The sequence below is a fragment of the Pedobacter polaris genome (assembly GCF_005116505.1).
GTDB classification, from domain to species: domain Bacteria; phylum Bacteroidota; class Bacteroidia; order Sphingobacteriales; family Sphingobacteriaceae; genus Pedobacter; species Pedobacter polaris.
Genome location: NZ_SWBR01000004.1, coordinates 167,406 through 192,747 on the forward strand (window position 1 = coordinate 167,406; position 25,342 = coordinate 192,747).

Here is a 25,342-nt window from a genome sequence, read left to right on the forward strand (position 1 = left end):
ATTTGATTTAAGTTATTTTTTGTGTTTATATTTTTAAAAGCACTTTGTATTTCAAAGTAAATGAGTAAAAAAAATTAAATTCCTTTTATCATTTTTTCTAAAGCATCTAAATGTGCTTTAAACGAAAGTTTCCCTAAGTCGGTAATGATATATGTTGTATTTGTTTTTTTACCAATAAACGCTTTTTGAACTTTTAAATATTCTGCCTGTTCTAATGTATTTAAGTGCGAGGCTAAATTACCATCCGTTAACTCTAGCAATTGTTTTAGCTCATTAAAACTTACACTGTCATTTACAATTAAAATGGACATTACCCCAAGTCTTATTCGACTATCGAATATCTTGTTAAGAGCTTCTATAGGATTGTTCATTATTTAGCCCTTTCATATTTAAAGTACATGATCAATCCATAAAATACATGGAGTATACCAAACCCAAATGCCCAGAAATATAATCCGTAGCCAATATAAAACATGGCTATCAAACCTAAAATCACCTCACAAATTCCAAGAAAACGAATGTCTGAATAGGTGTACTTACTGGCATTAATTAAGGCCAAGCCATAAAATAATAAGCAAGAGGGTGCTATTAAACCAAATGAGTTTGGGTGATTAACTAATAGGAATATGATGAAAAAACCACCAGCTGCAAGCGGAATAGCTAGGTTAACCAATAAATTTTTTGCTGTTTTATCCCAAAATCGAATATTTTTCTTTTTGCTTTGTCTTAAGGTAAAAAGAAAGCCACCTGCTATTGCAATTAAAAGAACGCAGATGCCAAGTTTAAACAAATTTGCTTCAATTTCTACATCAGCATCAACGCCATAACCATATTCACCTTTAATGTATTTCTTTAATTCTCCATGAGCTATATAAGCGCCAATCAAAGCTGTTAAGCCAGCGAAAATGCCAGACAAACCACTTAAGGAAATAAATCTTGATGAGCGATCCATCATATTTCTAATGTCGCTCAATGCATTCAGTTGTTCTTCTTGATTACCCATGTTTAAAAGCACTTTGTTTTTCAAAGTTAGTTAAGAAAGTTAAATATGCAAATATTTTTTAAAAATATTGTACAATTGTTAGATTACTCCTTGTCTTTGCCCTATTGTAGAAACAATTTAACAATTTAGCAATGTTGCAATTTAACAATTGCGTAACTTTACAAAATGCTAAGAGCCATAGGAATAAAGAAAGCTTACGGAAGTTTACCTATTTTAAAAGGAGTAGATTTTGAGGTTGCAAAAGGAGAGATAGTGAGTATTATAGGTGCTTCTGGTGCCGGTAAAAGTACATTACTGCATATTCTAGGGAGTTTAGATAAGCCAGATCAAGGAACGGTAGAATTAAAAGGGGTTAAGTTAAATAATCTTTCTGGTGACTTGTTAAGCATTTTTAGAAATAAAAACATCGGATTTATCTTTCAATTTCATCATTTATTACCTGAATTTACTGCATTAGAAAACATTTGTATTCCGGCTTTTATTGCAAATACTAATAAAAAAGAAGCTGAAAAAAGAGCTTATGAATTATTAGATTTATTCGGATTAAGAGATAGGGCAGAACATAAGCCAAATGAACTTTCTGGAGGTGAACAACAAAGAGTTGCAGTTGCAAGAGCACTTATTAATAATCCAGCCATTGTGTTGGCTGATGAACCTTCTGGAAATTTGGATTCTTCAAATGCTAAGGCTTTACACGAATTATTTATTCACTTACGGGATAACTTTCAGCAAACTTTTGTAATCGTTACCCATAATGAAGATCTAGCTAAAATTAGTGATAGGGTAGTAACCATGAAAGACGGTTTGGTAGTTTAGAAGCATAAAATAATCAAATCAATTATTCAAATTATAAATTGAAGATATTAATAACAGGTGGCACATCTGCTACCGCACTTAAATTGTTAAAAGCGTTTAAAGACCATCAAGTAATCTTAGCCGATTATGGCGATGTTCCATCCTTTTCTTCATCAGCATATACCCTAATTAGTTTAGGTGTAAGAAATGACGACACTTTAGCACACACTTTATTAAATAATTGCCTTGATCAATCTGTTGACGCGATTTTACCGATTCAAAATTTTGAGATAGAAGCTGTAGTAAAATCTGAGGTGTTGTTTAATGAATTTAACATTGATCTTTTGCTGCCTAAACGTGAATATTTGGATGACTATTTTAAACTAAATAGCGAGATATCAATTGATTTTGTGGTTTTTGAGCATGGAGAAGTCACTTTTAGCACAGGCGAGAATGAATTAATCATTGCTCAAGGCAGAGAGAGAAACCTTAGTGGGGCATATTACTTCAATTCTACAGAATTGAGTTTAATTACAATTTAAATGACTATTGAAGAATATATTAAAGATAAAGATGCTTTTATTTTAGGTTTTGACAATGTATTATATCCCGAAAAGGATTATCTGCTACAGGTTTATTATTTGTTTGCTGAGTTTATAACCTATACAGAACTAATGGATTCTGCTCAAATTATTGCTTTTATGCAAAATGAATTTACTTTAAATGGAAGTGAAAATATTTTTGAGAAAACTGCGGCTAAATTTAACATTCCGTTAAAATATAAAGACAACTTCTTATTGCTCCACCAAAATGCCCGTTTACCTCTTAAGTTGTTGCTTTATCAGCAAATGCTAGGTCTTTTGCAAGAATTGGTTGTAGAAAGAAAAGAAATTTACCTATTAATAGATGGAGATCCGGCAGAACAACTCAATAAAATAAAACAAATGGAGTGGCATGGGCTGGAAAAATACCTTAAAGTCTATTTTTCTGCTGAGTTTGGTTCAAGTAAAAAAAGCATCGAATTCATTATAAAAGAACATAACTTAAACATTAAGAAAAGTTTGTTGGTAGGTGTAAGTGATAAGGATCAAGAAAGTGCGGTAGTTACTGGGATAGAATATTTTACAGTAACAAAACTATTGTAGAATTTTTTCCGTTAATTAGTATTCTTTAATCTATGAAAATGAAATTTAGAAAAATATTAATGCTTTCAGCAATTGTAATTGGTACAATTACAAGCTGTAAAAAAACTAAAGTGGTACCTGATGTTGTTACACCACCACCAGTTACACCACCAACCACAACCACTGCAACAAGAGCAGAACTGACAAAAGATTCTATTTTTTTGTATGCAAAGGAACTTTATTTATGGAATGATAAATTGCCAACATACGAAGTCTTTAATCCTAGAAAATTTACAACCTACCCAGCCAGTTTAGATAACTATGAGGAAGAATTGTTTGAAATTACTAAATACTCAAATCCTTATGAGTATAAACCGGGCAGTACATCCTCTAAATTTTCATATATCGCAGATAAGGCTGATGAAAACCCGAAGGCTATTGTAAAATCTGCATCAGTTGATCTAGATGGCAATGGAAATGATTTTGGGATTAGATTTGGGTTTTATGGTACAACTGCAAATTATACCATTTATGTCACAGCTGTTTACGAAAATTCTCCAGCAGAAAAAGCAGGCTTTGTTCGGGGAGATAAAATTACAAAAATGAATGGTGCAACTTTTGGAGTTAATTTTGATGCACAGTATAGTGCAATTCTAACAGCTTTGAATGGAACTACGATTAAGTTGGAGGGTATAAAAAGTAATGGAAATAATTTTGACCTCACGCTAGCAAAAACTGTATTTGCAAGCAAGCCAATTTATAAATCAAGAGTGATAGATGCAGGTGCAAAAAAGATCGGATATTTAGCTTATGCTAGATTTTCTTCTATGACAAATTCTCAGGCAGGTTTTGATGCTGCATTTGCTTCATTTTCTACAGCTGGTGTTACAGATCTAATTATAGATTTAAGATACAATGGTGGTGGATATATTGAAACCGCAGAATATTTGATTAATTTAATTGCACCTAATAGTGTTTCTGGTACTGTTATGTTTTCTGAGCATTACAATACCACTATGCAAAATAATCAAGCAACCATCCTTAAAAATCAACCATTATTGGATAGAAATGACAAGGTTCAATATGCTAATGGAAAGATAGTAACATATTATGATTATATAGCTAATCCATATTCTGTTGCTAATAACACTTCAAGATTTGCTAAAAAAGGACCTTTAAATAATTTAACAAATGTTGTATTTATCGTTTCTGGTAATACTGCATCTGCAAGCGAACTGGTAATCAATAGTTTAAAGCCGCACATGAATGTGAAATTAGTTGGCCTTACTACTTATGGAAAACCTGTTGGTTTCTTCCCAATTACATTAGAAAACAAGTATGATGTTTACTACTCAATGTTTGAAACGAAAAATTCATTGGGGCAAGGTGGGTATTATGATGGATTTGTTCCTGATTATTCCCTTTCAGAAGTGCCAGCAAATACGATTATGTATGATTTTGGAAATGTGAATGATAATTATTTGAAAAAAGCAATTGATGTAATAGCTCCAGGGATAGTAGTTACTAGTCAGGCTAAAACAATGTCAGCAAGAGAAAAAAGCCTTGCTGTCCAGTCTTCAAGCGTTATCAATTCTGACCTTAGTGATAGGGAATTCAAAGGAATGGTTGAAAATCGACATAAAAGGAAAAACTAAATGAATAAATAAAAAGACCGCTTATTGTGGTCTTTTTTTATATCTACTTTTTTACATTTAATTAAGAAAAAACAGATTGGCATTTTTGTTGCATTAACATAAAGTGATTAACTTGTTTAAACAAAATAAGAATACCATGACTGCAGAACTAATAGAAAAAGAAGCGATAGATGTTACAAAAATAATACCTGCCGATACCAAACTTTCAGAAGAATTAATTAATAGGTTGGCATCTGCCCCGCGTTTAGGGAATGAATTTAAAGCTAAAGCAACAATAGAGTTTAATACTACCGAAGGACCCAAAAGAGTATATACAACGGTTTGGTCTGTAACAGAGAAATACATTCAACTCAAAAACAATATCCACATTCCAATTAAATGTGTAATAGACATAGAGTTCTAATAAGAAAGCCCGATTTATTCATTTAAATCGGGCTTTCTTATTTAGATAGTTTATTGCTTTTTCATTTGCAATTTCTCTCTAAAAATTGATTGTATATCTCTTTGTTTATCAATATTCACAATTACTTCTTGAATGGCATTTGCCGCATCAATAAAAAAGGTTTTGTTAATGTTTTGATATTCATCTGTTGCTTTATGGTAATCTTTATGATCTTCTACTCCGAAGTAGATAAAAGGAATATTCTTTGCATTAAAAGCTCCTTGATCACTTTGGTTTGTCCAATCATCTTGGCCTAATTTAGGATCATCATGACCTAACAAGAGCTTTAAATTTCCATTAGTAGTTATTAAGTAGGACTTTAATTCTGGATATTTAAATGTTCCTGCTGCATATAATTCCTGTTTATCATTGTGGCTGATCATATCCATATTAACGTTCAACTTGATTTTTTCTAATGCTACTGGTGGATTAGCTACAAATGCTTTTGCACCTTGTAATCCCATTTCTTCACCATCAAAAATGGCAAATATTAAAGTGTTGTTTGGTTTATTTTGTGAAAAGTACTTCGCAAATTGTAATAACCCTGCAACGCCTGATGCATTGTCATCTGCACCATTATAGATTTCGTTTTTAATGATACCAATGTGATCGTAGTGAGCAGAAATCACAATTACATTTTCACTTTTTCCTGGAACATAGGCAATTAAATTTTTCCCTTGAATTGCAGCAGCACCATTTCTTCCTTTGATTTCAAATGTTTGCTCATAACTTGTTTGTCCAGGATAAGGTTTTAAGCCTATTTCCTTTAACCTACCTGTTAAATAGGTTCTAGCCATTTCTGCGCCTTTGGTTCCAGTTTTACGACCTTCGTAAATATCAGACGCTAATACCTCTACATCTTTAAGTAATTGATCTCCGACTTGGGTGTTATTTTGAGTTGTTTTAACTGTGCCACAGCTGATTAACAATGCTAATGGAAACAGGAATAATCTTTTCATCAATATGTGATTTTTATGTACAAAATAAAGGTAAAGATATTGTCTGACAAAAAGAGCGTTCGCGTTTTGTAAAAACTTAATGCATTGGCTCAATGTTATATTTTAAATCTTAATTTGGGTTATAATTTATAAATAATACAAGAATGGAATATAGACGTTTAGGAAAATCTGGATTGCAGTTGAGCGCACTTTCATTTGGAAGCTGGTTAACTTTCGGCAACCAGATAAGCGATAAAGTTGCTGATGAATTAATGGGGATAGCTTATGATGCTGGAGTTAATTTCTTTGATAATGCAGAAGGCTATGCAGAAGGTAAATCGGAAACTGTAATGGGTAAAATTTTAAAAGCTCAAAAATGGGATAGAGACACTTTTGTGGTATCAAGTAAAGTATTTTTTGGAGCACAAAATAAAGGCCCAAATCAAATGGGTTTATCACGTAAGCACATAGTTGAGGCTTGTAACGCCGCACTTAAACGTTTGCAAGTAGATTATTTAGATCTTTATTTTTGCCATAGACCAGATAAAAATACCCCCATTGAGGAAACTGTTTGGGCAATGAATACCTTACTTCAACAAGGTAAAATTTTATATTGGGGAACATCAGAGTGGAGTGCTTCAGAAATTATGGAAGCAATAAGTGTAGCTAAACAATATAACTTGATTGGCCCTACAATGGAACAACCTCAATACAATTTGATAGAACGAAATAAATTAGAAAACGAATATTTGCATTTGTTTAAAACGCATGGTCTTGGGACTACAATTTGGTCGCCATTAGCATCAGGTTTACTGTCAGGGAAATATACATCAGGTAATACCAAAAATACCCGTCTTGAACTTAAGGGAATGGACTGGTTAAAAGATAGGGTAATGGCAGAAGAGAAAATGAAAAAGGTTATTGAACTTCAGAAACTAGCAGATAAAATGAATATACCATTGGCTAAATTATCGTTGGCTTGGTGTTTGAAAAATCCAAATGTAAGTACAGTAATTTTAGGAGCATCAAAGGTTGATCAATTGAAAGAAAACCTTACAGTTTTAGCGATCGTGCCTTTGCTTACTGACAAAGTAATGGCTGATATTGATAAAATAATGGGTACCAAACCAGAGTTGTCAGCTTTTTAAATATTGTCATTCTGGGCCAGCGAGGAATCTATTAATGAGATTCCTCGTTGTTCAGAATGATATTATAGATTAAATATAAATCTCTCCTATTAAATAGGTTACAGCTTTTCCAGACATTAAAACTCTATCTCCCTTTAGTTCGCACCATAATTCTCCTCTGCGTGCCGAAACCTGAAAAGCATGTAAATTATTCTTGCCTAATTTTTCTGCCCAATAGGGGATAAGGTTACAATGGGCAGAACCAGTAACAGGATCTTCGTTTATACCTGCCGCTGGAATAAAAAATCTAGAAACAAAATCACTTTTATCTCCTTTTGCAGTAACGATAACGCCCATCATATCTATTTTTGCTAAAGCTGCAAAATCAGGCTTTAATGCTAAAACATCTGCCTCTGTTTCATAAACAAGCATGTGGTCTCTTGAACTTAAAATTTCTATAGGCATTTTTCCGCCTATGGCTTCAATTAGACCTTGTGGTATGGCACAACTAATAGCTGGCCTAGACGGGAAATCTAAAGTATATAAATCACCATTTCTTGTTACTGATAAAGTGCCAGCTTTTAAAGTGTGAAAATGAATCACATCTTTATCATAATTTAATGCTGTGAAAAGAATATGTGCGGTTGCTAAAGTGGCATGGCCACATAAATCGATCTCCAGTTCTGGTGTAAACCATCTTAATTCAAAATGATCACCTTGGGGAATAAAAAAAGCAGTTTCGGCTAAATTATTTTCTACAGCAATTTTTTGCATTTGTGGTGCAGACAACCATTCTTTTAAGGGTACTATGGCTGCAGGATTGCCGCCAAAAAGTTGGTCAGTAAAAGCATCGACTTGATAAATAGGGAGTTTCATAATGTATAATTTATTCAAATCTACAAGTTTTTACTAAAATAAGGTCATTTCAACAGCGTGAAGCGACAAAAAATCTCTTTATTGCTTTTATAGATTCAGGTCAAAATAAAATGTCATACTGAGCCTGTCGAAGGAATTTTAGTTTTGACGATTTATCAAACGTTATCTTCAACAAGCTCAGGCTAACAGCTATATCAAGCATTAATAATAAGTTAACCTTACTACACCAGCTAATTTTTTCGCTAGGCGTATTACTTGTCTCGTGTAACCATATTCATTGTCATACCAAGCATACAATACAATTGATTGGTTATCATTTGCAATGATTGTAGCAGGCCCATCAATAATTGCAGCATGGCTATTACCTATTAAATCGCTACTTACCAATTCATTAGATATAGAATATTCTAATTGCTCAGATAAATCGCCAAACAAAGAAGCTTGTTTTAAAATAGCAGCTACCTCATCTTTTGAAGTGATTTTGGATAACGATAAATTTAAAATTGCTAAAGAAACATTTGGAGTTGGTACACGAACTGCATTTCCAGTTAATTTTCCGCCTAAATGTGGGATAACTTTAGCCACAGCTTTATCTGCACCAGTTTCTGTAATTACCAAATTTAAAGCTGCAGAACGGCCTCTACGGTATTTTTTATGGTAGTTATCTAATAAATTCTGGTCATTGGTATAAGAGTGAACAGTTTCTATATGACCTTTTTCTATTCCAAAAGCGGTATCAATTATTTTTAAAACCGGAACTATGGCATTTGTAGTACAAGATGCATTAGAAAATATAGTTTCTGTTTCATAGTCGAAATCTGCATCGTTTATACCAGTAACTATATTAGGGATATCGCCTTTGGCAGGAGCAGTTAGTAAAACTTTGCTAATGCCCTTTGCTTTTAAATGTCTACCTAAACCTTCTCTATCACGAAAAGCTCCAGTATTGTCAATTAATAATGCATCTTCAATTCCATAAGCAGTATAATCTGCATCTTCTGGGTTTTTGGCAACGATTAAATAAATGGTTTGCCCATTTATGATTAAAGCTTTGTTTTCAAAATCTTCTATAATCGTGCCGTTAAATGGTCCATGGATAGAATCTGTTCTTAAAAGTTCAGCTCTTTTAATTAATTCTTCATCGCTGTAGGTACGAGATACAATAGCTCTTAATCTAAGTTGTTCGCCTTTTCCGGCCTGTACTATTAATTCTCTAGCAGCAATTCTTCCAATTCTCCCAAAACCAAATAGAACCACATCTTTAGGCTTTAAGCTAATTTTGTCTTTGCCGATGTGCATACTCAACTTACTAACAACGAAGTTGTGCATTGTAGAATGTGTATTGCTCTCGTCAAGCCATTCAGCAGCCAGACGGCCAACGTCAATGCGTGAAGGGGCCAAGTTACATTTGGCAATTGTAGCTGCAAGTTCTAATGTTTCATAAATAGAAATATCCTTTCCACTTACTTCTTTAGCATATTGGTGATAAGCCAATATTTCACTACTGCCAACATCGAATAGGGGTTTACGAAAAAGGACAAGTTCAATAGATCGGTCAAACCATAGTTTGCCTACAACACTGATCAGCTCAAGGGCTTTTTTTTCCTTTTCAATCCAGTTTTGAAACTCTGATTGATATTTGTTTAACATACAAGAAAATTAATTTGATTAGAATTGGCACAAAAGTAAAAAAGATCGGGCGAGTACCCAATCTTTTCTAGTTTATTTTGAAGTAAATATATGTGTTACAAGGTGTTTAAAACACACTAAGTAGCTATTTATTTAATGATTATCCTAAGTAAGATTTTAGGATTTTACTACGTGATGTATGACGTAAACGTTGCAATGCTTTGTCTTTAATCTGACGAACACGCTCACGAGTTAAGTTAAATTTCTCGCCAATTTCTTCTAATGAAAGTGGGTGATTTGTACTTAAACCGAAGAATAACACTATGATTTCACGTTCGCGTTCAGTTAAAGTAGACAATGAACGTCTAATTTCTTCAGAAAGAGATTCGTTAATTAAGTTGCTATCTGTATTAGGTTCGTGATTTTCAAGTACATCTAATAATGTATTTTCTTCACCCTGTACAAATGGAGCATCCATAGATACGTGACGACCAGAGTTACTTAACGTGTCAGATATTTTATCAACAGTTGTTTCTAAAATGTCTGCCAACTCTTCTGGAGACGGCTCACGCTCATATTCTTGCTCTAATTTAGAGAAGGCTTTGCTGATTTTACTTAATGAACCTACTTGGTTAAGAGGTAAACGTACAATACGACTTTGTTCTGCAATTGCTTGCAAAATTGACTGACGAATCCACCAAACGGCGTAAGAAATGAATTTAAAACCTTTAGTTTCATCAAAACGTTTAGCAGCTTTAATTAAACCTAAGTTACCTTCGTTAATTAAATCGCCTAATGTTAAACCTTGATTTTGATATTGTTTAGCCACTGATACAACAAAACGTAAGTTGGTTTTGGTTAAACGCTCTAATGCTGCTTGATCACCTTCACGAATTTTACGAGCTAATATTACTTCTTCTTCTGCGGTAATTAAATCTACTTTTCCAATCTCGTGTAAGTATTTGTCTAATGATTGACTTTCGCGGTTGGTGATGGATTGGGTTATTTTGAGTTGTCTCATTTATATTTTTTGGTCCTCTTAAAAAAATCGATGCTGCAAAAGTATGAAAAAATGTACAGTTTCGAATTGTAAATCGCTGAAAATGTAAGGGTTTATGTCACATTTTTTAACAAATACTTAATAACAAAAATCATTCCAAATTTTATTTGGCACAACTTGTCATGTTTAGTTGATTTAGGGCATATATTTATTGTAAATCAATAAATAAGTTTTGATTATTAATATATTTTGTTTTATGTTTGCTATGTAAATTATTTTATTTGCTTGTAAATACTTATAGATTAAAATATGAGAAATGCTCCCTCTTTAAAACAAATTAAACGAATACCATATTTATTTTTAGCATTTATTTTGAGTATTGTGATTTTAATTGTCTGTGCTTGCATCGGCTCAATCAATCAAACTGAAATATTAAATGTAAACACTAAAAACTTAAAAGCGAAAACTTATCGTAACATTGAAATTGAGGAAAACGAATTCCAAACCGGTACTGAGGGAAGGTTATATTGGAAAGTGAAGAACATAAAAGAAGCCTTTTTAGTTATTGCTGCTGATAGAGATGGCACAACCAATATTTATGATTTATTTTATTTGCTGATTTTGGATATTGCTTTATTCGTAATGATGTTTAAGATGAAAGAAGATACTGTTTTTTCGGACCAAGTAGGTATGGGCCTTAAGGCAATAGCGTTTGCAGTTATATTATACCCAGGAATTATTTTGATAGCCTATCGTTTTTCAAGTGTATGTATAGAAGAACTTACAGCTGGAAAATTTACCGCACAGTTTAGGAGTTTAAACATTCCGAAATATTTAATTATTGGATATCTGATTTTTTTTATGATTCCATTCGTCAAAAAAGGAAAAAGTTTACAGCAAGAACAAGAGTTAACGATTTAAAACTTCACTTTTGTCTTAATTCTCATATCTCACTACCCAATACTGACAAATGCCAATTATAGTAAATCTTGATGTAATGCTAGCTAAACGCAAAATGTCACTAACTCAACTTAGTGAGCGGGTGGGGATTACCATGTCTAATTTATCCATTTTAAAAACTGGTAAGGCTAAAGCGGTTAGATTAGAAACGCTAGAGGCAATTTGTAGAGTTTTAGAATGCCAGCCTGGAGATATATTAGAATTTAGGGTATTCGCGATTTAATTGATGTGATAAACTAAATGTTCGTGAGTGTTTCCTAATAAATTTCTAGAACCCACTTTAGTGAACCCTATTTTTTCGTAAAGTCTTTTCGCATCTGGATTTGATACCAGTAAGCCCACTTTTTTAAACCCTAAATCTTTGGCATAATTAATAATTTCAAGAATTAAGTTTTTGCCAATTCCCTTCCCTTGATGCCTTGGGTCTACTGCCACAGTATCAATATAAAACTCGCCACTTTCACTTTCTAGTTCCATTTCAAAGCCGCCTTTATGAAAATTCTTGCAGATGTAGTCGAAAAAAGGTTTACGTAGTCTTTCGATCTCACCTCCATCGTAAGCATTTATAGCGCCAACCACTTTTTGATCTTGTTCGTCAACAAAAATATTGCTAAGACTATATTGATTTCCGGTTTGGGTAACAAATCTTTTAAGCAGCGCAGTTGCGATTACCTTATCTTTGGTTGCGACGAATTTGTATGGTAAATCGCCCATGGCTAACATTATCAATTCTACAATGGCATCCGCATCATGTACTGTTGCTTTCCTTACCATTAAAAGTGCATTTTTACTCCATAGCCTAATCTAAATATTCTATAAAATGGAGTACTTGTTCTATTTTGAAACCAACTTAAGGCATAAAGATCATTTGTATTTGCCTCTGCATATAAGCTTAGGGCTTTAATTTTTGCATCAGGCCTACTTAAAACTTTTACTTCTGTACTAGCGCCTAAATGGACCCGTAATGCTGATGACCAAAAATAATATCCTTCCCTATATTTTGGTTTTTCAAACTTAAAATCAAAGTTTTGGCCTAAAGTATAGGATGGAAAAAATACAGGGTTAAATGGCTCAATAATAAATTTATCCCCAATAGGTATTTTAAAAGGTCTATAATGAAATTTTACAGCAATTATAGTTAATTCGCCACCTAAATCTTCTGGTACATAACCAACATGTAAACTAAGTCCTGCCTTTTCGTTAAATAGATCATAACCTGCCCCTACACTTAAAAATCCAATACTTCCAGCATATTGTAAATTGACTTGGTCGGGTTCGAGCTTTTTCCAAAATTTGCTTTGAGCAAAGGTTGTGTTGCTTAATAATAAAGCGAATAGGACACTAAAAGTTAATTTCTTGAGCATTAATTTGTCCATTAGTAATTTCTATGATAGTATAAGCACGCTTAACAATTGCATTTGTAACAATAAAAGGCACACCAGTATTTCCATTTTGATAATAAGTGGCAAGTTTGGCATGTCTGTGAGAATGCAGTGAGGCAATTAATCCTGGTGTTTGATTAAATAAAGTTTGATAGGGCTGTCTCAAGTCTGGATCAAAATCATCATCAATAGGCGGTACATGAGAAACTGCCACTAGACTTGTAATTCCATTGCCTAGGGTAAGATTGCTTTTTAACCAACCGACATTGGGGGTAGATTTATCAAAATTGTATTCCCTGCCATTTGTATCATGGCAAACAAATTTTACAGGTCCGAAGTTGAAGGTGAAATTCAAGGCGCCAAACATTCGCTCGTAAACTGCTCTTCCATTTGCCACTAAATCATGATTGCCAATTACGCTGATAAAAGGGACATCTAGTCTTTTATAAATATCATATATTCCTTCAAATTCGGCTAGGAGACCAAAATCAGAAATATCTCCATCCAAGATCACAAAGTCGATGTCATTTCTTGCATTCACTTCATCAACAAATAATGCTGTTTCTGCATAACTCCGTTGTGTATCTCCAGAGAAAGCAATTCTTATTGTATTTGATGCAGTTTTTTGGTTTAGTAATGCAATTTGCGTTGCATTTACATTAGAAGGTGACTTTCTATTAAAAACCTGATTTGGGCTGTATTCATCAGAGTTACAACCAAAGCCTAGCAAAATGATTATGGTATATAGTATAATTTTTTTCATTGATAATTTTAAACAAAAATAGGGCTAAAAAGTTTAGTGAATGTTTTCAGTATGTCTTTTTAGCGATAGCAGCTTTAATTATTATAGCTTGAAAATTGATGGGCTACCAATCGTGATGCAGTCAAAAAAACCTACCCTTTAACGTCGGTATAGGCTCGGTATACCGTCGGTTCATCGTCGATATGGGCTTTTCGACGGTCGATCGACACAGGTTTGACGGTGAAGCGACGGTGAAAAAGCAATGTTTTTATGCATATTTGAAAATATAGCGATACACACAAGATGTTACTCTGTCATATTTTACAATATATCAGCTAATTTGAAAGTATCCTTCAATCTAATTCCTTTATCTGTTTGCTGTAGGGTACAACATTCGTTAACTGGATCATGTTCTAGGTAAAGAATGTAATCGTTAGCTGCAGCTTCTTCTAAAAACTCTTTTTTCTCTTTTAGAGTTTGTAAGGGAAACATATCATAAGCCATTACATAAGGTAGGGGGATGTGACCAACAGAAGGTAATAGATCTGCCATATAAACAATGGTTTTATCTTTGTATTGTAATTGAGGTAACATCATGGCATCGGTATGCCCAAACGCAAGGCGGATTTTTATGCCTTCATGAAAAACAACTCCATTTTGAGAAGGAATAAACCTCAGTTGACCGCTTTCTTGTATCGGAACAATGTTTTCTTTTAAGAACGATGCTTTCTCTCTGGCATTAGGATTTATGGCCCAGTCCCAATGTTGTTGATTTGTCCAATATATTGCATTTTTAAACGCAGGGCGAAGTTTATCGCCATACCTTTCAATAGATCCCCCGCAATGGTCGAAATGTAAGTGAGTTAGAAATACATCTGTTATGTCATCTCGGTTAAATCCAGCAGCAGCTAAAGATTTGTCTAGCGTATCATCTCCGTGCAAAAAGTAATGTCCTAAAAATTTCTCATCTTGCTTGTTGCCGATACCGTTATCTACCAAAATTAAACGGCTGCCATCTTCAATTAATAAACACCGCATTGCCCAGGTACACATGTTATTAGCATCTGCAGGATTACTTTTTTGCCAAATAGATTTTGGTACAACGCCAAACATGGCGCCTCCGTCTAGTTTAAATAAGCCTGTGTTAATAGTATAGAGTTTCATAAGGATTTACAATTTACGATTTACAATTTACGATTTTATAGTTAGACTATAAAAAAATTGGTTAACTGCTCATCACAATTAACCAACTTTACAATTTCAACAATTAACCTTTTTTACAAATGTATCACCTCGCCGTAAGCATCAGCAGCAGCTTCCATAATCGCCTCACTCATGGTTGGGTGAGGGTGTACAGATTTAATCATTTCATGACCAGTTGTTTCTAATTTACGAGCTACAACAATTTCTGCAATCATTTCAGTTACGTTAGCACCTATCATGTGGGCACCTAATAATTCTCCGTATTTAGCATCGAAAATTAATTTCACAAAACCATCTTTAGCTCCAGCAGCACTTGCTTTTCCTGAAGCTGAGAATGGGAATTTTCCGATTTTCAATTCATATCCAGCTGCTTTAGCTGCTTTTTCTGTATAACCAACTGATGCAATTTCTGGAGAGCAATAAGTACATCCAGGAATGTTGTTGTAATCTAATGGTTCAACATGTTGACCAGCAATTTTTTCTACACAAATGATTCCTTCTGCAGATGCTACGTGAGCTAAAGATTGACCGCCAACAACATCGCCAATTGCATAAAAACCTTTTACGCTGGTATTGTAAAATTCATCAACAACAATTTTGCCTTTTTCAGTTTTTATTCCAGTTTCTTCTAAACCAATATTTTCTATGTTTGCAACAACACCAGCAGCCGAAAGTACAATATCGCACTCAATAGTCTGCATGCCAGTAGCTGTTTTTACTTGAACTTTACATCCAGCACCGCTCGTATCAACAGATTCTACGCTAGCAGAAGTCATGATATCGATGCCAGTTTTCTTTAAGCTACGTAACAATTGTTTAGAAACATCTTCATCCTCTACAGGAACAACATTTTCCATAAACTCAACTATGGTAACTTTAGTTCCCATTGTAGCATAGAAATAAGCGAATTCTACACCAATTGCTCCAGAACCTACAACAACCATAGATTTTGGTTGTTCAGGTAAAACCATAGCTTGGCGATAACCGATTACTTTTTTACCATCTTGTTTTAAGTTAGGTAACTCTCTAGAGCGAGCACCTGTAGCGATTACTATATTTTTTGCACCTAATTCTTGCTTAGTTCCATCAGTGGCTAAAATTTCTACCTTGTTACCTGCTTTTACTTTAGCAGTGCCCATGATTACGTCAATTTTATTCTTTTTCATTAAAAATTGAACGCCTTTGCTCATACCATCAGCAACACCACGACTACGTTTAACTACAGCAGCAAAATCTGCAGATGCCTCAGGAGCATTAATACCATAATCTGCTGCATGATTAATGTATTCGAAAACTTGTGCACTTTTTAATAGGGCTTTAGTAGGGATACATCCCCAATTCAGGCAAATGCCACCTAAAGATTCGCGTTCTATAATTGCAGTTTTTAAACCCAATTGAGAAGCTCTTATTGCAGTTACATATCCACCAGGACCGCTGCCTATTACAATTAAATCGTAGTTCATCTATTTGTTTTTTGTTTTTTCAGTAGTTTACATTGCTTTTCTTGTCATCAAGCTGCCATAGGCGGTTTAATTGTTAGCTGGAGCCTTAGATGATAAAGCTATTATAACTCGATGAGTATAATAATTAGCTTAACCATGTCGGGTTCATATCTTTTAGAAAAGGAAAATTAGCTTAATTACGATGTCAAAATTAAAAAAAATGTTGGTTAAAATAAGTTTAATGATTGCACATCATCTAGTTTTGACAAAAAGACTTTATTTAACTGTTGCGTTGAAGTTAATACGATTAAAAGCCATAATACAACAAGATGTTGATAAACTGATAGTTAGATAAATAACCCTTATGTTAAATGTTGATAAGTTTCGATATAATTAATAATTATTTAACATTGGAAATTCACATCACACTAAAATAAATATTTACATTTGCAGCGATATTTTAACATATCTTAACAAAACAAAACAAATTAATTAAAATGAGTATGAATAAATCTTTACTATTAAAAATTGTAGTAATTGTTCTTGCCTTTGTTGGATTTATCTCTGCAGCTAATGCACAGATCACTACATCGTCATTAACAGGTACCATCAGAGACTCGAAAGAGACCATGCCTGGTGCTAGTGTTAAAGCTACACACACGCCAACCGGAACGGTTTATGGCGTTATTACAAACGCTGATGGGCGTTACACAATCGGCAACATGCGTGTTGGTGGTCCTTACACTATCGAAGTGAGTTTTGTAGGTTATAAACCACAAAAATTTGAAGATGTAACCTTAAAATTAGGTGAACCTTTTGTATTGAATGTAACTTTAGCTGACAATAGCTCTACTTTAGCTACAGTTAATATTACTAGCTCGGCCCCTAACTCAATCATGAACTCTAATAAGAGTGGTGCAAACACAGTGGTTAGCAGACAACAAATTCAAGCTTTGCCTACTATTTCTCGTAGTGTAAATGACATTACTCGTTTAACTCCACAAGCGAATGGTACAAGTGTTGGTGGTGGTAACTATCGTTCTAACAACTTCACAGTAGATGGTGCGAACTACAACAATCAATTTGGTATTGGTGCAAATATTCCTGCAAATGGTTCGCCGATTTCTATCGATGCATTGGAGCAGATCTCTATCAACATAACACCTTATGATGTTCGTCAAACAGGTTTTACCGGTGCTGCAGTAAATGCAGTAACTCGTTCAGGTACCAACAAATTCTTTGGAAATATTTTTTACACCATGCGTGGTGATGACCAACAAGGTCGTAAAATTGGAGATGTTACACTTCAAAATTTACAAAAACTAGATGAGAAAAACTACGGTGCTAGTTTAGGTGGTCCAATCATTAAGGATAAATTATTCTTTTTTGTAAATGCTGAATTCAAATTAACCAAATCACCTGGTTCTAACAGAATTGCTTCTACAGCTTCACTTCCATTTGTTGGTTCTCCTAGTTTCGTTGCGCGTGCTAGTGATGTATTTCTAAATCAAGTTAAATCCTATCTGATAAGTACTTACGGCTATGATCCTGGAACCTACCAAAATTATGAGAATGTAAGTAATAACGATAAATTATTCGCTCGTTTAGACTGGAACATTTCAAAAGACCATCGCTTTAGTATCCGTTACAATCAGGTAGAAAGCCAAAATCCTAGCCCAGCAAGTACTTCAACTTCAGGCTCTTCTATTGGTACAGCTCCATTTACTTATTTAAATACAAGATCGGGTACAAATAAAGAAGCTGGTCTTCCTTTTTCTAACTCAAATTATTATCAAGCCCAAAATTTATACTCTGCAACTGCAGAGTTGAACTCTTCTTTTGGTAGTAAATTCACGAACACTTTACGTGCAGCTTACTCACACCAAAATGACCCTCGTACTTCTGATAGTTCACCATTTCCAATGGTTGATATTATGGATGGTACAGGTGGTACTACTAGCCTTGGTAATGTATTAACTACTTTTGGTTACGAAGCCTTTACATATGGTAATTTAAGAGATGTAACTACTTATACGTATAGTGATGATTTCGGTATGGCTTTAGGCAAGCATAATATTACTTTAGGTTTACAAGCAGAATTTAGTACCACTAAAAATGGTTTCCAACGTTTTGGTACAGGTTTTTATACTTTTAGAACATGGGCTGATTTTGTAAATGGTGCTAGACCAGCTCAATATACTGTAACTTATCCTTTAACTCCAGACGGATCACAGGCATTTCCTAGTTTTAAATTCGCTCAATACTCAGCTTATATCCAAGATGAGTTTACAGTTTCAGACCGTTTAAAATTAACTGCTGGTTTAAGAGCTGAAAGAGCTTCTTATCCAGGTGTTGATGAAATCAGAACACATCCATTGGTTGCTGCTTTAACATTTGCTAAAGGGGAAAAAGTTAATACAGGTACACTGCCTAAAAATAGAATTTTATATTCTCCACGTTTTGGTTTCAACTGGGATGTAAATGGAGATCGTTCTTTACAGGTGAGAGGTGGTACAGGTATATTTACAGGTAGGGTTCCATTTGTATGGTTGGTAGCTCAATCTGGTGATGCTGGTTTATTGCAGTATACTCAAACATATTCTGGAGCAAACACACCATTCTTTAAACCAAGTATCGCACCTAACTTAACTACTCCTGCACCTCCTGCTGGAACTTCGATTCCAAATCCGATCAGTGCAATGTCTCCAGATTTAAGATTTCCTCAGACTTGGAAATCAAGCTTAGCTGTTGATGCTAAATTGCCATGGGGTATTATTGGTACAATTGAAGGTGTATATGGTAAAGATTTATATGCTGCAGTTGCAAAGAATGTGAATTTAATTGATCCAAATATTGTGGTTACTGGTTACGCAGATACTAGACCATTTTATCCATCAGCTAGTGCTGCCAAATACATTAACCCATCTTTTAATACAATTGTAATGAGTAATGCAAAAGGTGGTTACAATTGGATGATAACTGGCCAATTAAGTAAACAATTTAATCAAGGTTTAGGCTTGATGGTTGCTTATACCAAATCAGATCAGCGTAACTACGGTGATGGAGCAGGTGATCAGTTATTAAACTTATGGTCAATACCTCCAACTTCAAACAATCCGAATATACCTTCATTAAGCTATTCGCAGAATTTAAATCCTGATCGCGTTATTGCTTCTGTATCTTACAGAAAAGAATATTTCAAAAACTTGGCAACTTCAATCTCGTTGTTCTATGAAGGCTCTCAACAAGGTAGATTCTCGTATGTTTATTCTGGAGATTTTAACCGTGACGGACAATCAGGTAACGATTTATTGTATGTGCCAAAGGATGCATCTGAGATTACATTTAGTGGTAACGTAGTTATTCCTGCTACTTCATCTTCTCCTGCTGTAACTTATACACCACAACAGCAAAGTGATTTATTCTTTGCATACGTTGAGCAAGACGACTATTTAAAAACACGTAAAGGTCAATATGCTGAACGTAATGGTGCTAAATCTCCATGGAGAAATCAAGTAGATTTTAGATTGACCCAAGAGATTTTCAAAAATGTTGGTGCTACTAAAAATACAATTCAGTTTACAATGGATATCTTTAATGTAGGTAACATGTTGAATAAAGATTGGGGTGCATTTAATTTTGTGAATAGCTCACAAATTTTAGTTCCTCAAAATGTTACTGGGACTACTCCAATTAGCGCTACAACCAAACCAACATTCAGATTGGCTACTGCTAATGGTGATATATTGAGAGAAACTTTTGGGACTACTCAAACTATCTCATCTACATTCTACATGCAGTTTGGATTACGTTATAACTTTAATTAATAAATAATTAGTATACAGTTTTAAATCCTCCTAGGCTACTAGGGGGATTTTTTTTGCATTATTGTTAATATAGAAAATAACCCTATCTGTCCTGAAAATGTACCTGTTCGTCCTTAAAATTTATATTTAATAAAAAATTTAAGGAATTTAATAATAGATAAGAAATAATCAATTTAAACTTAACCTATTATGAGAATTAGAAGCGCAATAAATTTAAAATCAAGAAAATGGTTTATGAAATTAGAATTAAAAATTATTAAGAGATCATATGCTCTGGTAATTATTCTAGGGCTATTTTTAACTATTTATTCAGGTTGTAAAAAGTCTGATCAATTCCAACAACCATCGATTGACAATGAAACGTTAATAAAATCTAAGCTTATAGCAGCAGGATTTGATCTTTCGCAAGGGTTTAGTAAATATGGTGATAAATATATTGTTGAAAATGATATTTTGTTATCTGTAGAAGAAATAAATAATTTAAGTAAGGAACAAAACGTAATTGATTTATTTAAGAGTGGTATTAATGAAAAATTGAACAATAATGTCACGGGATCCAAAGATAAAACAAGTCATTATGTTGGTAATAATTTACTGAGTATAAGTTCAAGCATAAGAACTATATATATTTATATGCCAACTTCTTTTGGTACTTATATACAAAATTCTTTGGATAGTGCTATTAATAGGTATAATGCGTTAGATTTAGGTTTAGTTTTTAGTAGAACAACGAGCTCAAGTTCTGCAGATATATCAATTAATGCAACTTACATTGATCCTTATGTTGACCCTGATAATGCTTACTTGATGTTAGCTGGTTTCCCTTCTGGTGGTAATCCATATAACCAAATTTCAATTAATACTTATTTTTATAATAGCTCATATAATAGAAATGATGCAATTACAAGCTTAGCACATGAAATGGGGCATACTATAGGATTTAGACATACTGATTATATGAATAGGGCATTTAGTTGCGGGGTTGTAAAATCTAATAATAATGAAGGGTCAGGGTCTGGGGCTAACCATGTAATAGGGACTCCAGGTGTTCCAGACATATACACCCCCGGTTCTTTTAATTCATGGATGCTTGCCTGTTCAAATGGTTCCGATAGGCCTTTCACAGAAGCTGATATAGTTTCATTAAAGGAGGTGTATGGCTATAGAAAGAATATTTATGTAAAACCAGTATATACATTTATAAGCGATGAATCAGGTTCTTCGGGTTATAATGATCATGAGAAGACAACTTGGAATACGAATGTGGAATTTTATCAAGATGCAGCCTTGACAATACCTTATACTACGGCTAATTATCTTATGCTTAGCGTGTGGTATGGTCCTCAGAACGCTTATTTAGAGAGTAGGATTTTAATACCAAATGGTGTCACTTCATATAATTTGGGTGATTATACAATCGATCTATATTACACTTATGGGACTTTAACAGCAGATGATAGTACAGGAAACCGATTAAAAAATGGAGGGGGCTATTATGGTCCATATTGATTCTTTACATTAATAATGAAACTGTATCAAAAATAAAATCGATTCTGGAAAACAGAATTAGATTTATAATCTTAATACAGTGATGTATTAAAATGCGAAAGAGCGACGATTTTATTTTAAAGCTGTCGCTCTTTCTGTCATTTACTTTTTAGACGATTTAAATTATAAAAGATTAAACTGCTTAGGTTTGTGGAGAAACGAACTAAGGTGTAAATCTGTAGTATGTGTCCACCTGTAAAGCTGGAAAGTCATTTTTAAACAGTTCCTTAGTGTAAAATTTAATTTTAGGATTTTTTGCAATAGTGATTTTTGAGTTACCTGTTTTTACACTTATATTTATAAATTAAATTATTATCTCCTAAATTATGGATCAGAAAATTATAAACCTTTACGAATCCTATACCCATAGCCAATTGAGCAGGAAAGAGTTCATGAAAAAATTGGCCATACTAACAGGTAGCACAGCTATGGCTTTAACGGTTTTACCCATGTTAGAGAATAATTATGTTGCAGCTGCAATTTTAAATTATGATGATGTGGAGACAGAAACCATTACTTATCCAGGTGTGGAAGGTGATATGAAAGCATTTTTAGCCAAACCAAAAGGCAAGAAAAACTTTGGCTGTGTTTTAGTGATTCATGAAAATAGGGGCCTAAATCCTCATATTATTGAAGTAACTAAAAGAGTAGCTGCTGAGGGATTTTTAGCATTAGGAGTTGATGCGCTATCTCCATTAGGCGGTACACCAACTGATGAAGATAAAGGTAGAGAATTGATAGGTAAATTAGATCCTGAAAAAAACCTGCAAAACTATTTAAAAGGTTTAGCCTTTTTAAGAAGCCATAAAGATGGAAATGGCAAAACTGCCTGTGTTGGCTTTTGTTGGGGAGGGGCAATGGCAAATAAATTAGCTGTTAATGATCCTAAATTAAATGCTGCTGTTGCTTATTATGGTGCACAGGCAAAAGCTGAAGATGTACCTAAAATTAAAGCAAGCTTAATGCTACATTATGGTGGCTTAGATGAGCGAATTAATGCAGGTATCCAAGTTTATGAGGCAGCTTTAAAAGAAAGTAAAATTGATTACAAATTATTTATTTACGATGGCGTTAACCATGCCTTTAACAATGATACTTCGCCAACAAGATATAATGAAACTGCTGCAAAACTAGCGTGGAAAAGAACAATTGATTTATTTAAAGCTAAATTAAGTTAGTGTTTTTCATTCCGGGTTTCAGGGACTCTATTTAATGGATTCTTCGCTTCGCTCTGAATGACAAACTAGCTTTGAAATTATCGTTAATTGAGAAGCAACTAAGATTTAAAATGTTGTTAATCGAATACCCAGTTTAATAACCTCTCTTAAGCGCTATCAAATCTTCTGGTTGTTGACCACTTTGAAATTTATTTACATTTTTTATAAAATGATTTACTTTTCCTTGAACTTCATTTTCATCACCTCCGCCAGAATGTTGGGTTAATATGACTTGGTCCATATCCCATAATTTGCTATGGCTAGGCAAGGGTTCTATTTCGGTTACATCTAATATAGCCCCAGCAATTTTGCCACTGGTTAATGCACTTATTAGCGCACCTTCGTCTGTTGTATTCCCTCTTCCCACATTGGCATATATACTGCCCTTTTTCATAGCATTTATAAATGTTTCATTTACATAGTTCTCTGCCGAACCTGGTAGCGTATTTATTACTGCATCTGTTTGAGGCAAAATTTTTAACAAATCATTAAAGCTATGGATAGTTGCATTCGGATTTTTGCGAGCAACAAGTGTAATGGTACAACCAAAGCCGTTTAACATTTCTTTAGCGGCCAAAGCTATAGCTCCAGCACCTAGAATCACTATTTTTTTATCGGATATGGATTGTATTTCTTGTCTAATTTTGCCGCCAATCCATTTTTTTTCCACTTGTAATCTTATCAAGGTATGTATCCCTCTATAAAATGCAATTACACCACCTACAATAGTCTCAGCGCACCTTTGAGCATAAAATGTACCCATATTTGCCACAGGTATATTTAAATCGATGGTTTGATATTGGTCAAAACCTGCAGAGTCTAATTGCCAAAATTTTAATTGAGGAAGAGGATTAGATAAGTGTTTTATGGGTAAGTTTCCTAAGATGACATCTGCTTCAAGCAAGATTTCTATTAATGCATCTTCAGTTAAATCGTTCTTAAAAAAGAACTCATTGTTTTGCTTAATCCCATTCTTAAGTTGATCTCTTTCTGCTTTACCAAGTGTGGTGAATACCAGTATTTTCATATCATGCAATTTACCTTTTTATCAAATAACCTGCATTTATGATTTTCTTTTGGAAGCTGATAGATAAAAAAAATCACATGTCAGTCTGAACCTGTCAAAGACCAAGTGATTTTTTGAATGAAATAAAATAATTCCTGAATAAAATCAGTTATTGATAAACGAACGTTCCAAATTCGCTATTGATAGTAACTTGTTTTTGAGTTCCAGTTTCTACATGGCCAATAATTTGTGCATCAATATTAAAGCTTTTAGAAATAGCAATAATTTCTTCAGCAATAGCAGATGGCACATATAATTCCATTCTATGGCCCATATTAAACACCTTATACATTTCTTCCCAAGTTGTACCAGACTGTTCTTGTATCAATGCAAATAAAGGCGGAACTGGGAATAAGTTGTTTTTAATTACATGAACATCATTATTAATGAAATGCAAAACTTTAGTTTGCGCACCACCACTACAATGAACTAAGCCATGAATATCTTTTCTATATTGATCTAAGATCTTTTTGATCACAGGTGCATAGGTACGGGTAGGAGAAAGGACAAGTTTACCTGCTGTTATACTTGTATTTTCATCAATTTTAACTTCATCTGTAAGTTTTTTACCACCAGAAAACACCAAGTCTAAAGGTACAGCTGGGTCAAAGCTTTCAGGATAAGAATGAGCAACTGATTTTTCGAAAACATCATGCCTTGCAGAGGTTAATCCATTAGAGCCCATGCCGCCATTGTATTCGGTTTCATATGTGGCTTGCCCATAAGAAGCCAGGCCAACAATTACATCGCCTGCCTGTATGGTATGGTTGCTAATAACTTCCTCTCTTTTAAGGCGACAAGTAACAGTAGAATCTACAATAATAGTTCTTACTAAATCGCCAACATCTGCAGTTTCACCACCAGTACTAAAAATAGAAATACCAAGTTCTCTTAGTTCAGCTAAAATTTCTTCTGTTCCGTTAATAATTGCAGCGATAACTTCGCCAGGTATTAAATTTTTATTGCGACCAATAGTTGAGGATAACAAGATGTTTTCAGTAGCACCAACACAAATCAAATCATCTAAATTCATGATGATTGCATCTTGTGCAATACCTTTCCAAACAGAAATATCTCCAGTTTCTTTCCAATAGGTATAAGCTAATGAAGATTTGGTGCCAGCACCATCAGCATGCATAATATTGCAGTAGTTTTCATCATTGCCTAAAATATCCGGAATGATTTTACAAAATGCCTGTGGGAAGATGCCTTTATCAATATTTTTAATTGCAGCATGCACATCTTCTTTTGATGCAGAAACGCCACGTTGGTTATACCTGTTATCGCTCATATTGTTGCAAAGATAGCTTTTTAAGCTGAAAGACTAAAGCTGAAAAACTAAAGATTAGATGACAGCAGAAGATTA

The 25,342-nt window shown here is 33.9% G+C and carries 24 protein-coding genes; 11 read left to right on the top strand and 13 right to left on the bottom strand.

Annotated elements, in window-relative coordinates; genetic code table 11:
* Nucleotides 1-74: 74 nt before the first annotated feature.
* Both FA048_RS15460 and FA048_RS15465 read right to left on the bottom strand, forming a co-directional pair.
* Nucleotides 75-371, bottom strand: a complete 297-nt coding sequence (locus FA048_RS15460; RefSeq protein WP_136842737.1) for a winged helix-turn-helix domain-containing protein — start codon at nucleotides 369-371, stop codon at nucleotides 75-77.
* Entirely contained in the window at nucleotides 371-1,003 is a 633-nt protein-coding gene (locus tag FA048_RS15465; RefSeq protein WP_136842740.1) for a hypothetical protein, read from the bottom strand. Before FA048_RS15465 ends, FA048_RS15460 begins: the two co-directional genes overlap by 1 nt.
* 165 nt (nucleotides 1,004-1,168) lie before the next feature.
* On the opposite strand from FA048_RS15465, the gene FA048_RS15470 reads away from it, so the two are divergent.
* From FA048_RS15470 to FA048_RS15490, 5 genes are all read left to right on the top strand, one after another.
* Nucleotides 1,169-1,819 (top strand): ABC transporter ATP-binding protein, encoded by a 651-nt coding sequence (locus FA048_RS15470; RefSeq protein WP_136842742.1) that lies wholly within the window; start codon nucleotides 1,169-1,171, stop codon nucleotides 1,817-1,819.
* A gap of 38 nt (nucleotides 1,820-1,857) precedes the next feature.
* Nucleotides 1,858-2,340, top strand: coding sequence for a hypothetical protein (locus FA048_RS15475; RefSeq protein WP_136842745.1), 483 nt, complete (start codon nucleotides 1,858-1,860; stop codon nucleotides 2,338-2,340).
* The gene (locus FA048_RS15480; RefSeq protein ID WP_136842747.1) at nucleotides 2,341-2,943 is read left to right on the top strand and encodes an HAD family hydrolase; all 603 of its coding nucleotides are present in this window, start codon (nucleotides 2,341-2,343) and stop codon (nucleotides 2,941-2,943) included. It begins immediately after the preceding gene.
* Between the two features lie 38 nt (nucleotides 2,944-2,981).
* Nucleotides 2,982-4,577 carry a S41 family peptidase gene (locus FA048_RS15485; protein WP_169306887.1) on the top strand — a complete coding sequence of 532 codons (1,596 nt, stop codon included), beginning with the start codon at nucleotides 2,982-2,984 and terminating at the stop codon, nucleotides 4,575-4,577.
* Nucleotides 4,578-4,713: 136 nt separating this feature from the next.
* Nucleotides 4,714-4,980, top strand: coding sequence for a hypothetical protein (locus FA048_RS15490; RefSeq protein WP_136842751.1), 267 nt, complete (start codon nucleotides 4,714-4,716; stop codon nucleotides 4,978-4,980).
* Between the two features lie 50 nt (nucleotides 4,981-5,030).
* Here the strand turns inward: FA048_RS15490 and FA048_RS15495 are convergent, their stop codons facing one another.
* The gene (locus tag FA048_RS15495; RefSeq protein ID WP_136842753.1) at nucleotides 5,031-5,978 is read right to left on the bottom strand and encodes a M28 family peptidase; all 948 of its coding nucleotides are present in this window, start codon (nucleotides 5,976-5,978) and stop codon (nucleotides 5,031-5,033) included.
* A 143-nt stretch (nucleotides 5,979-6,121) separates the two neighbouring features.
* Between FA048_RS15495 and FA048_RS15500 the strand changes: the two genes are divergently transcribed.
* Nucleotides 6,122-7,105, top strand: coding sequence for a potassium channel beta subunit family protein (locus FA048_RS15500; RefSeq protein ID WP_136842755.1), 984 nt, complete (start codon nucleotides 6,122-6,124; stop codon nucleotides 7,103-7,105).
* Between the two features lie 69 nt (nucleotides 7,106-7,174).
* On the opposite strand, the gene FA048_RS15505 is transcribed toward FA048_RS15500, so the two are convergent.
* The 3 genes from FA048_RS15505 to FA048_RS15515 all read right to left on the bottom strand — a co-directional run bounded on the left by FA048_RS15505 (nucleotide 7,175) and on the right by FA048_RS15515 (nucleotide 10,610).
* Nucleotides 7,175-7,960, bottom strand: a complete 786-nt coding sequence (locus FA048_RS15505; protein ID WP_136843212.1) for a PhzF family phenazine biosynthesis protein — start codon at nucleotides 7,958-7,960, stop codon at nucleotides 7,175-7,177.
* A gap of 201 nt (nucleotides 7,961-8,161) precedes the next feature.
* Nucleotides 8,162-9,610 (bottom strand): glyceraldehyde-3-phosphate dehydrogenase, encoded by a 1,449-nt coding sequence (locus FA048_RS15510; RefSeq protein ID WP_136842757.1) that lies wholly within the window; start codon nucleotides 9,608-9,610, stop codon nucleotides 8,162-8,164.
* A 139-nt stretch (nucleotides 9,611-9,749) separates the two neighbouring features.
* A complete protein-coding gene (locus FA048_RS15515) occupies nucleotides 9,750-10,610 on the bottom strand; it encodes a sigma-70 family RNA polymerase sigma factor (RefSeq protein ID WP_136842759.1) in 861 nt (286 codons plus the stop codon).
* A 288-nt stretch (nucleotides 10,611-10,898) separates the two neighbouring features.
* Between FA048_RS15515 and FA048_RS15520 the strand changes: the two genes are divergently transcribed.
* Together FA048_RS15520 and FA048_RS15525 are read left to right on the top strand one after the other, a co-directional pair.
* Complete coding sequence (locus tag FA048_RS15520) at nucleotides 10,899-11,510, top strand: hypothetical protein (protein ID WP_136842761.1); 612 nt, start codon at nucleotides 10,899-10,901, stop codon at nucleotides 11,508-11,510.
* 49 nt (nucleotides 11,511-11,559) lie between these two features.
* The gene (locus FA048_RS15525) at nucleotides 11,560-11,772 is read left to right on the top strand and encodes a helix-turn-helix domain-containing protein (protein ID WP_136842763.1); all 213 of its coding nucleotides are present in this window, start codon (nucleotides 11,560-11,562) and stop codon (nucleotides 11,770-11,772) included.
* On the opposite strand, the gene FA048_RS15530 is transcribed toward FA048_RS15525, so the two are convergent.
* The 5 genes from FA048_RS15530 to lpdA all read right to left on the bottom strand — a co-directional run bounded on the left by FA048_RS15530 (nucleotide 11,769) and on the right by lpdA (nucleotide 16,339).
* The gene (locus tag FA048_RS15530; RefSeq protein ID WP_136842765.1) at nucleotides 11,769-12,323 is read right to left on the bottom strand and encodes a GNAT family N-acetyltransferase; all 555 of its coding nucleotides are present in this window, start codon (nucleotides 12,321-12,323) and stop codon (nucleotides 11,769-11,771) included. The genes FA048_RS15525 and FA048_RS15530 overlap by 4 nt on opposite strands.
* Nucleotides 12,323-12,913 carry a hypothetical protein gene (locus FA048_RS15535; RefSeq protein WP_136842767.1) on the bottom strand — a complete coding sequence of 197 codons (591 nt, stop codon included), beginning with the start codon at nucleotides 12,911-12,913 and terminating at the stop codon, nucleotides 12,323-12,325. The genes FA048_RS15530 and FA048_RS15535 overlap by 1 nt, the downstream gene beginning before the upstream one ends.
* On the bottom strand, nucleotides 12,891-13,694 hold the full coding sequence (locus FA048_RS15540; protein ID WP_136842769.1) for a metallophosphoesterase family protein: 804 nt from the start codon (nucleotides 13,692-13,694) through the stop codon (nucleotides 12,891-12,893). Before FA048_RS15540 ends, FA048_RS15535 begins: the two co-directional genes overlap by 23 nt.
* A gap of 300 nt (nucleotides 13,695-13,994) precedes the next feature.
* Nucleotides 13,995-14,837: an MBL fold metallo-hydrolase gene (locus tag FA048_RS15545; protein ID WP_136842771.1), complete on the bottom strand. Its 843-nt coding sequence runs from the start codon at nucleotides 14,835-14,837 to the stop codon at nucleotides 13,995-13,997.
* Nucleotides 14,838-14,950: 113 nt separating this feature from the next.
* A complete protein-coding gene (gene lpdA / locus FA048_RS15550) occupies nucleotides 14,951-16,339 on the bottom strand; it encodes a dihydrolipoyl dehydrogenase (protein ID WP_136842773.1) in 1,389 nt (462 codons plus the stop codon).
* A 482-nt stretch (nucleotides 16,340-16,821) separates the two neighbouring features.
* Between lpdA and FA048_RS15555 the strand changes: the two genes are divergently transcribed.
* From FA048_RS15555 to FA048_RS15565, 3 genes are all read left to right on the top strand, one after another.
* The gene (locus FA048_RS15555) at nucleotides 16,822-20,145 is read left to right on the top strand and encodes a TonB-dependent receptor (RefSeq protein ID WP_136842776.1); all 3,324 of its coding nucleotides are present in this window, start codon (nucleotides 16,822-16,824) and stop codon (nucleotides 20,143-20,145) included.
* Nucleotides 20,146-20,334: 189 nt separating this feature from the next.
* Complete coding sequence (locus FA048_RS15560) at nucleotides 20,335-21,654, top strand: M57 family metalloprotease (protein ID WP_136842778.1); 1,320 nt, start codon at nucleotides 20,335-20,337, stop codon at nucleotides 21,652-21,654.
* 365 nt (nucleotides 21,655-22,019) lie between these two features.
* On the top strand, nucleotides 22,020-22,871 hold the full coding sequence (locus FA048_RS15565) for a dienelactone hydrolase family protein (protein ID WP_136842780.1): 852 nt from the start codon (nucleotides 22,020-22,022) through the stop codon (nucleotides 22,869-22,871).
* A gap of 133 nt (nucleotides 22,872-23,004) precedes the next feature.
* Here the strand turns inward: FA048_RS15565 and FA048_RS15570 are convergent, their stop codons facing one another.
* Complete coding sequence (locus FA048_RS15570; protein ID WP_136842782.1) at nucleotides 23,005-23,937, bottom strand: NAD(P)-dependent oxidoreductase; 933 nt, start codon at nucleotides 23,935-23,937, stop codon at nucleotides 23,005-23,007.
* Between the two features lie 148 nt (nucleotides 23,938-24,085).
* A complete protein-coding gene (locus FA048_RS15575) occupies nucleotides 24,086-25,267 on the bottom strand; it encodes an AIR synthase related protein (RefSeq protein WP_136842783.1) in 1,182 nt (393 codons plus the stop codon).
* Nucleotides 25,268-25,342 lie beyond the last annotated feature (75 nt).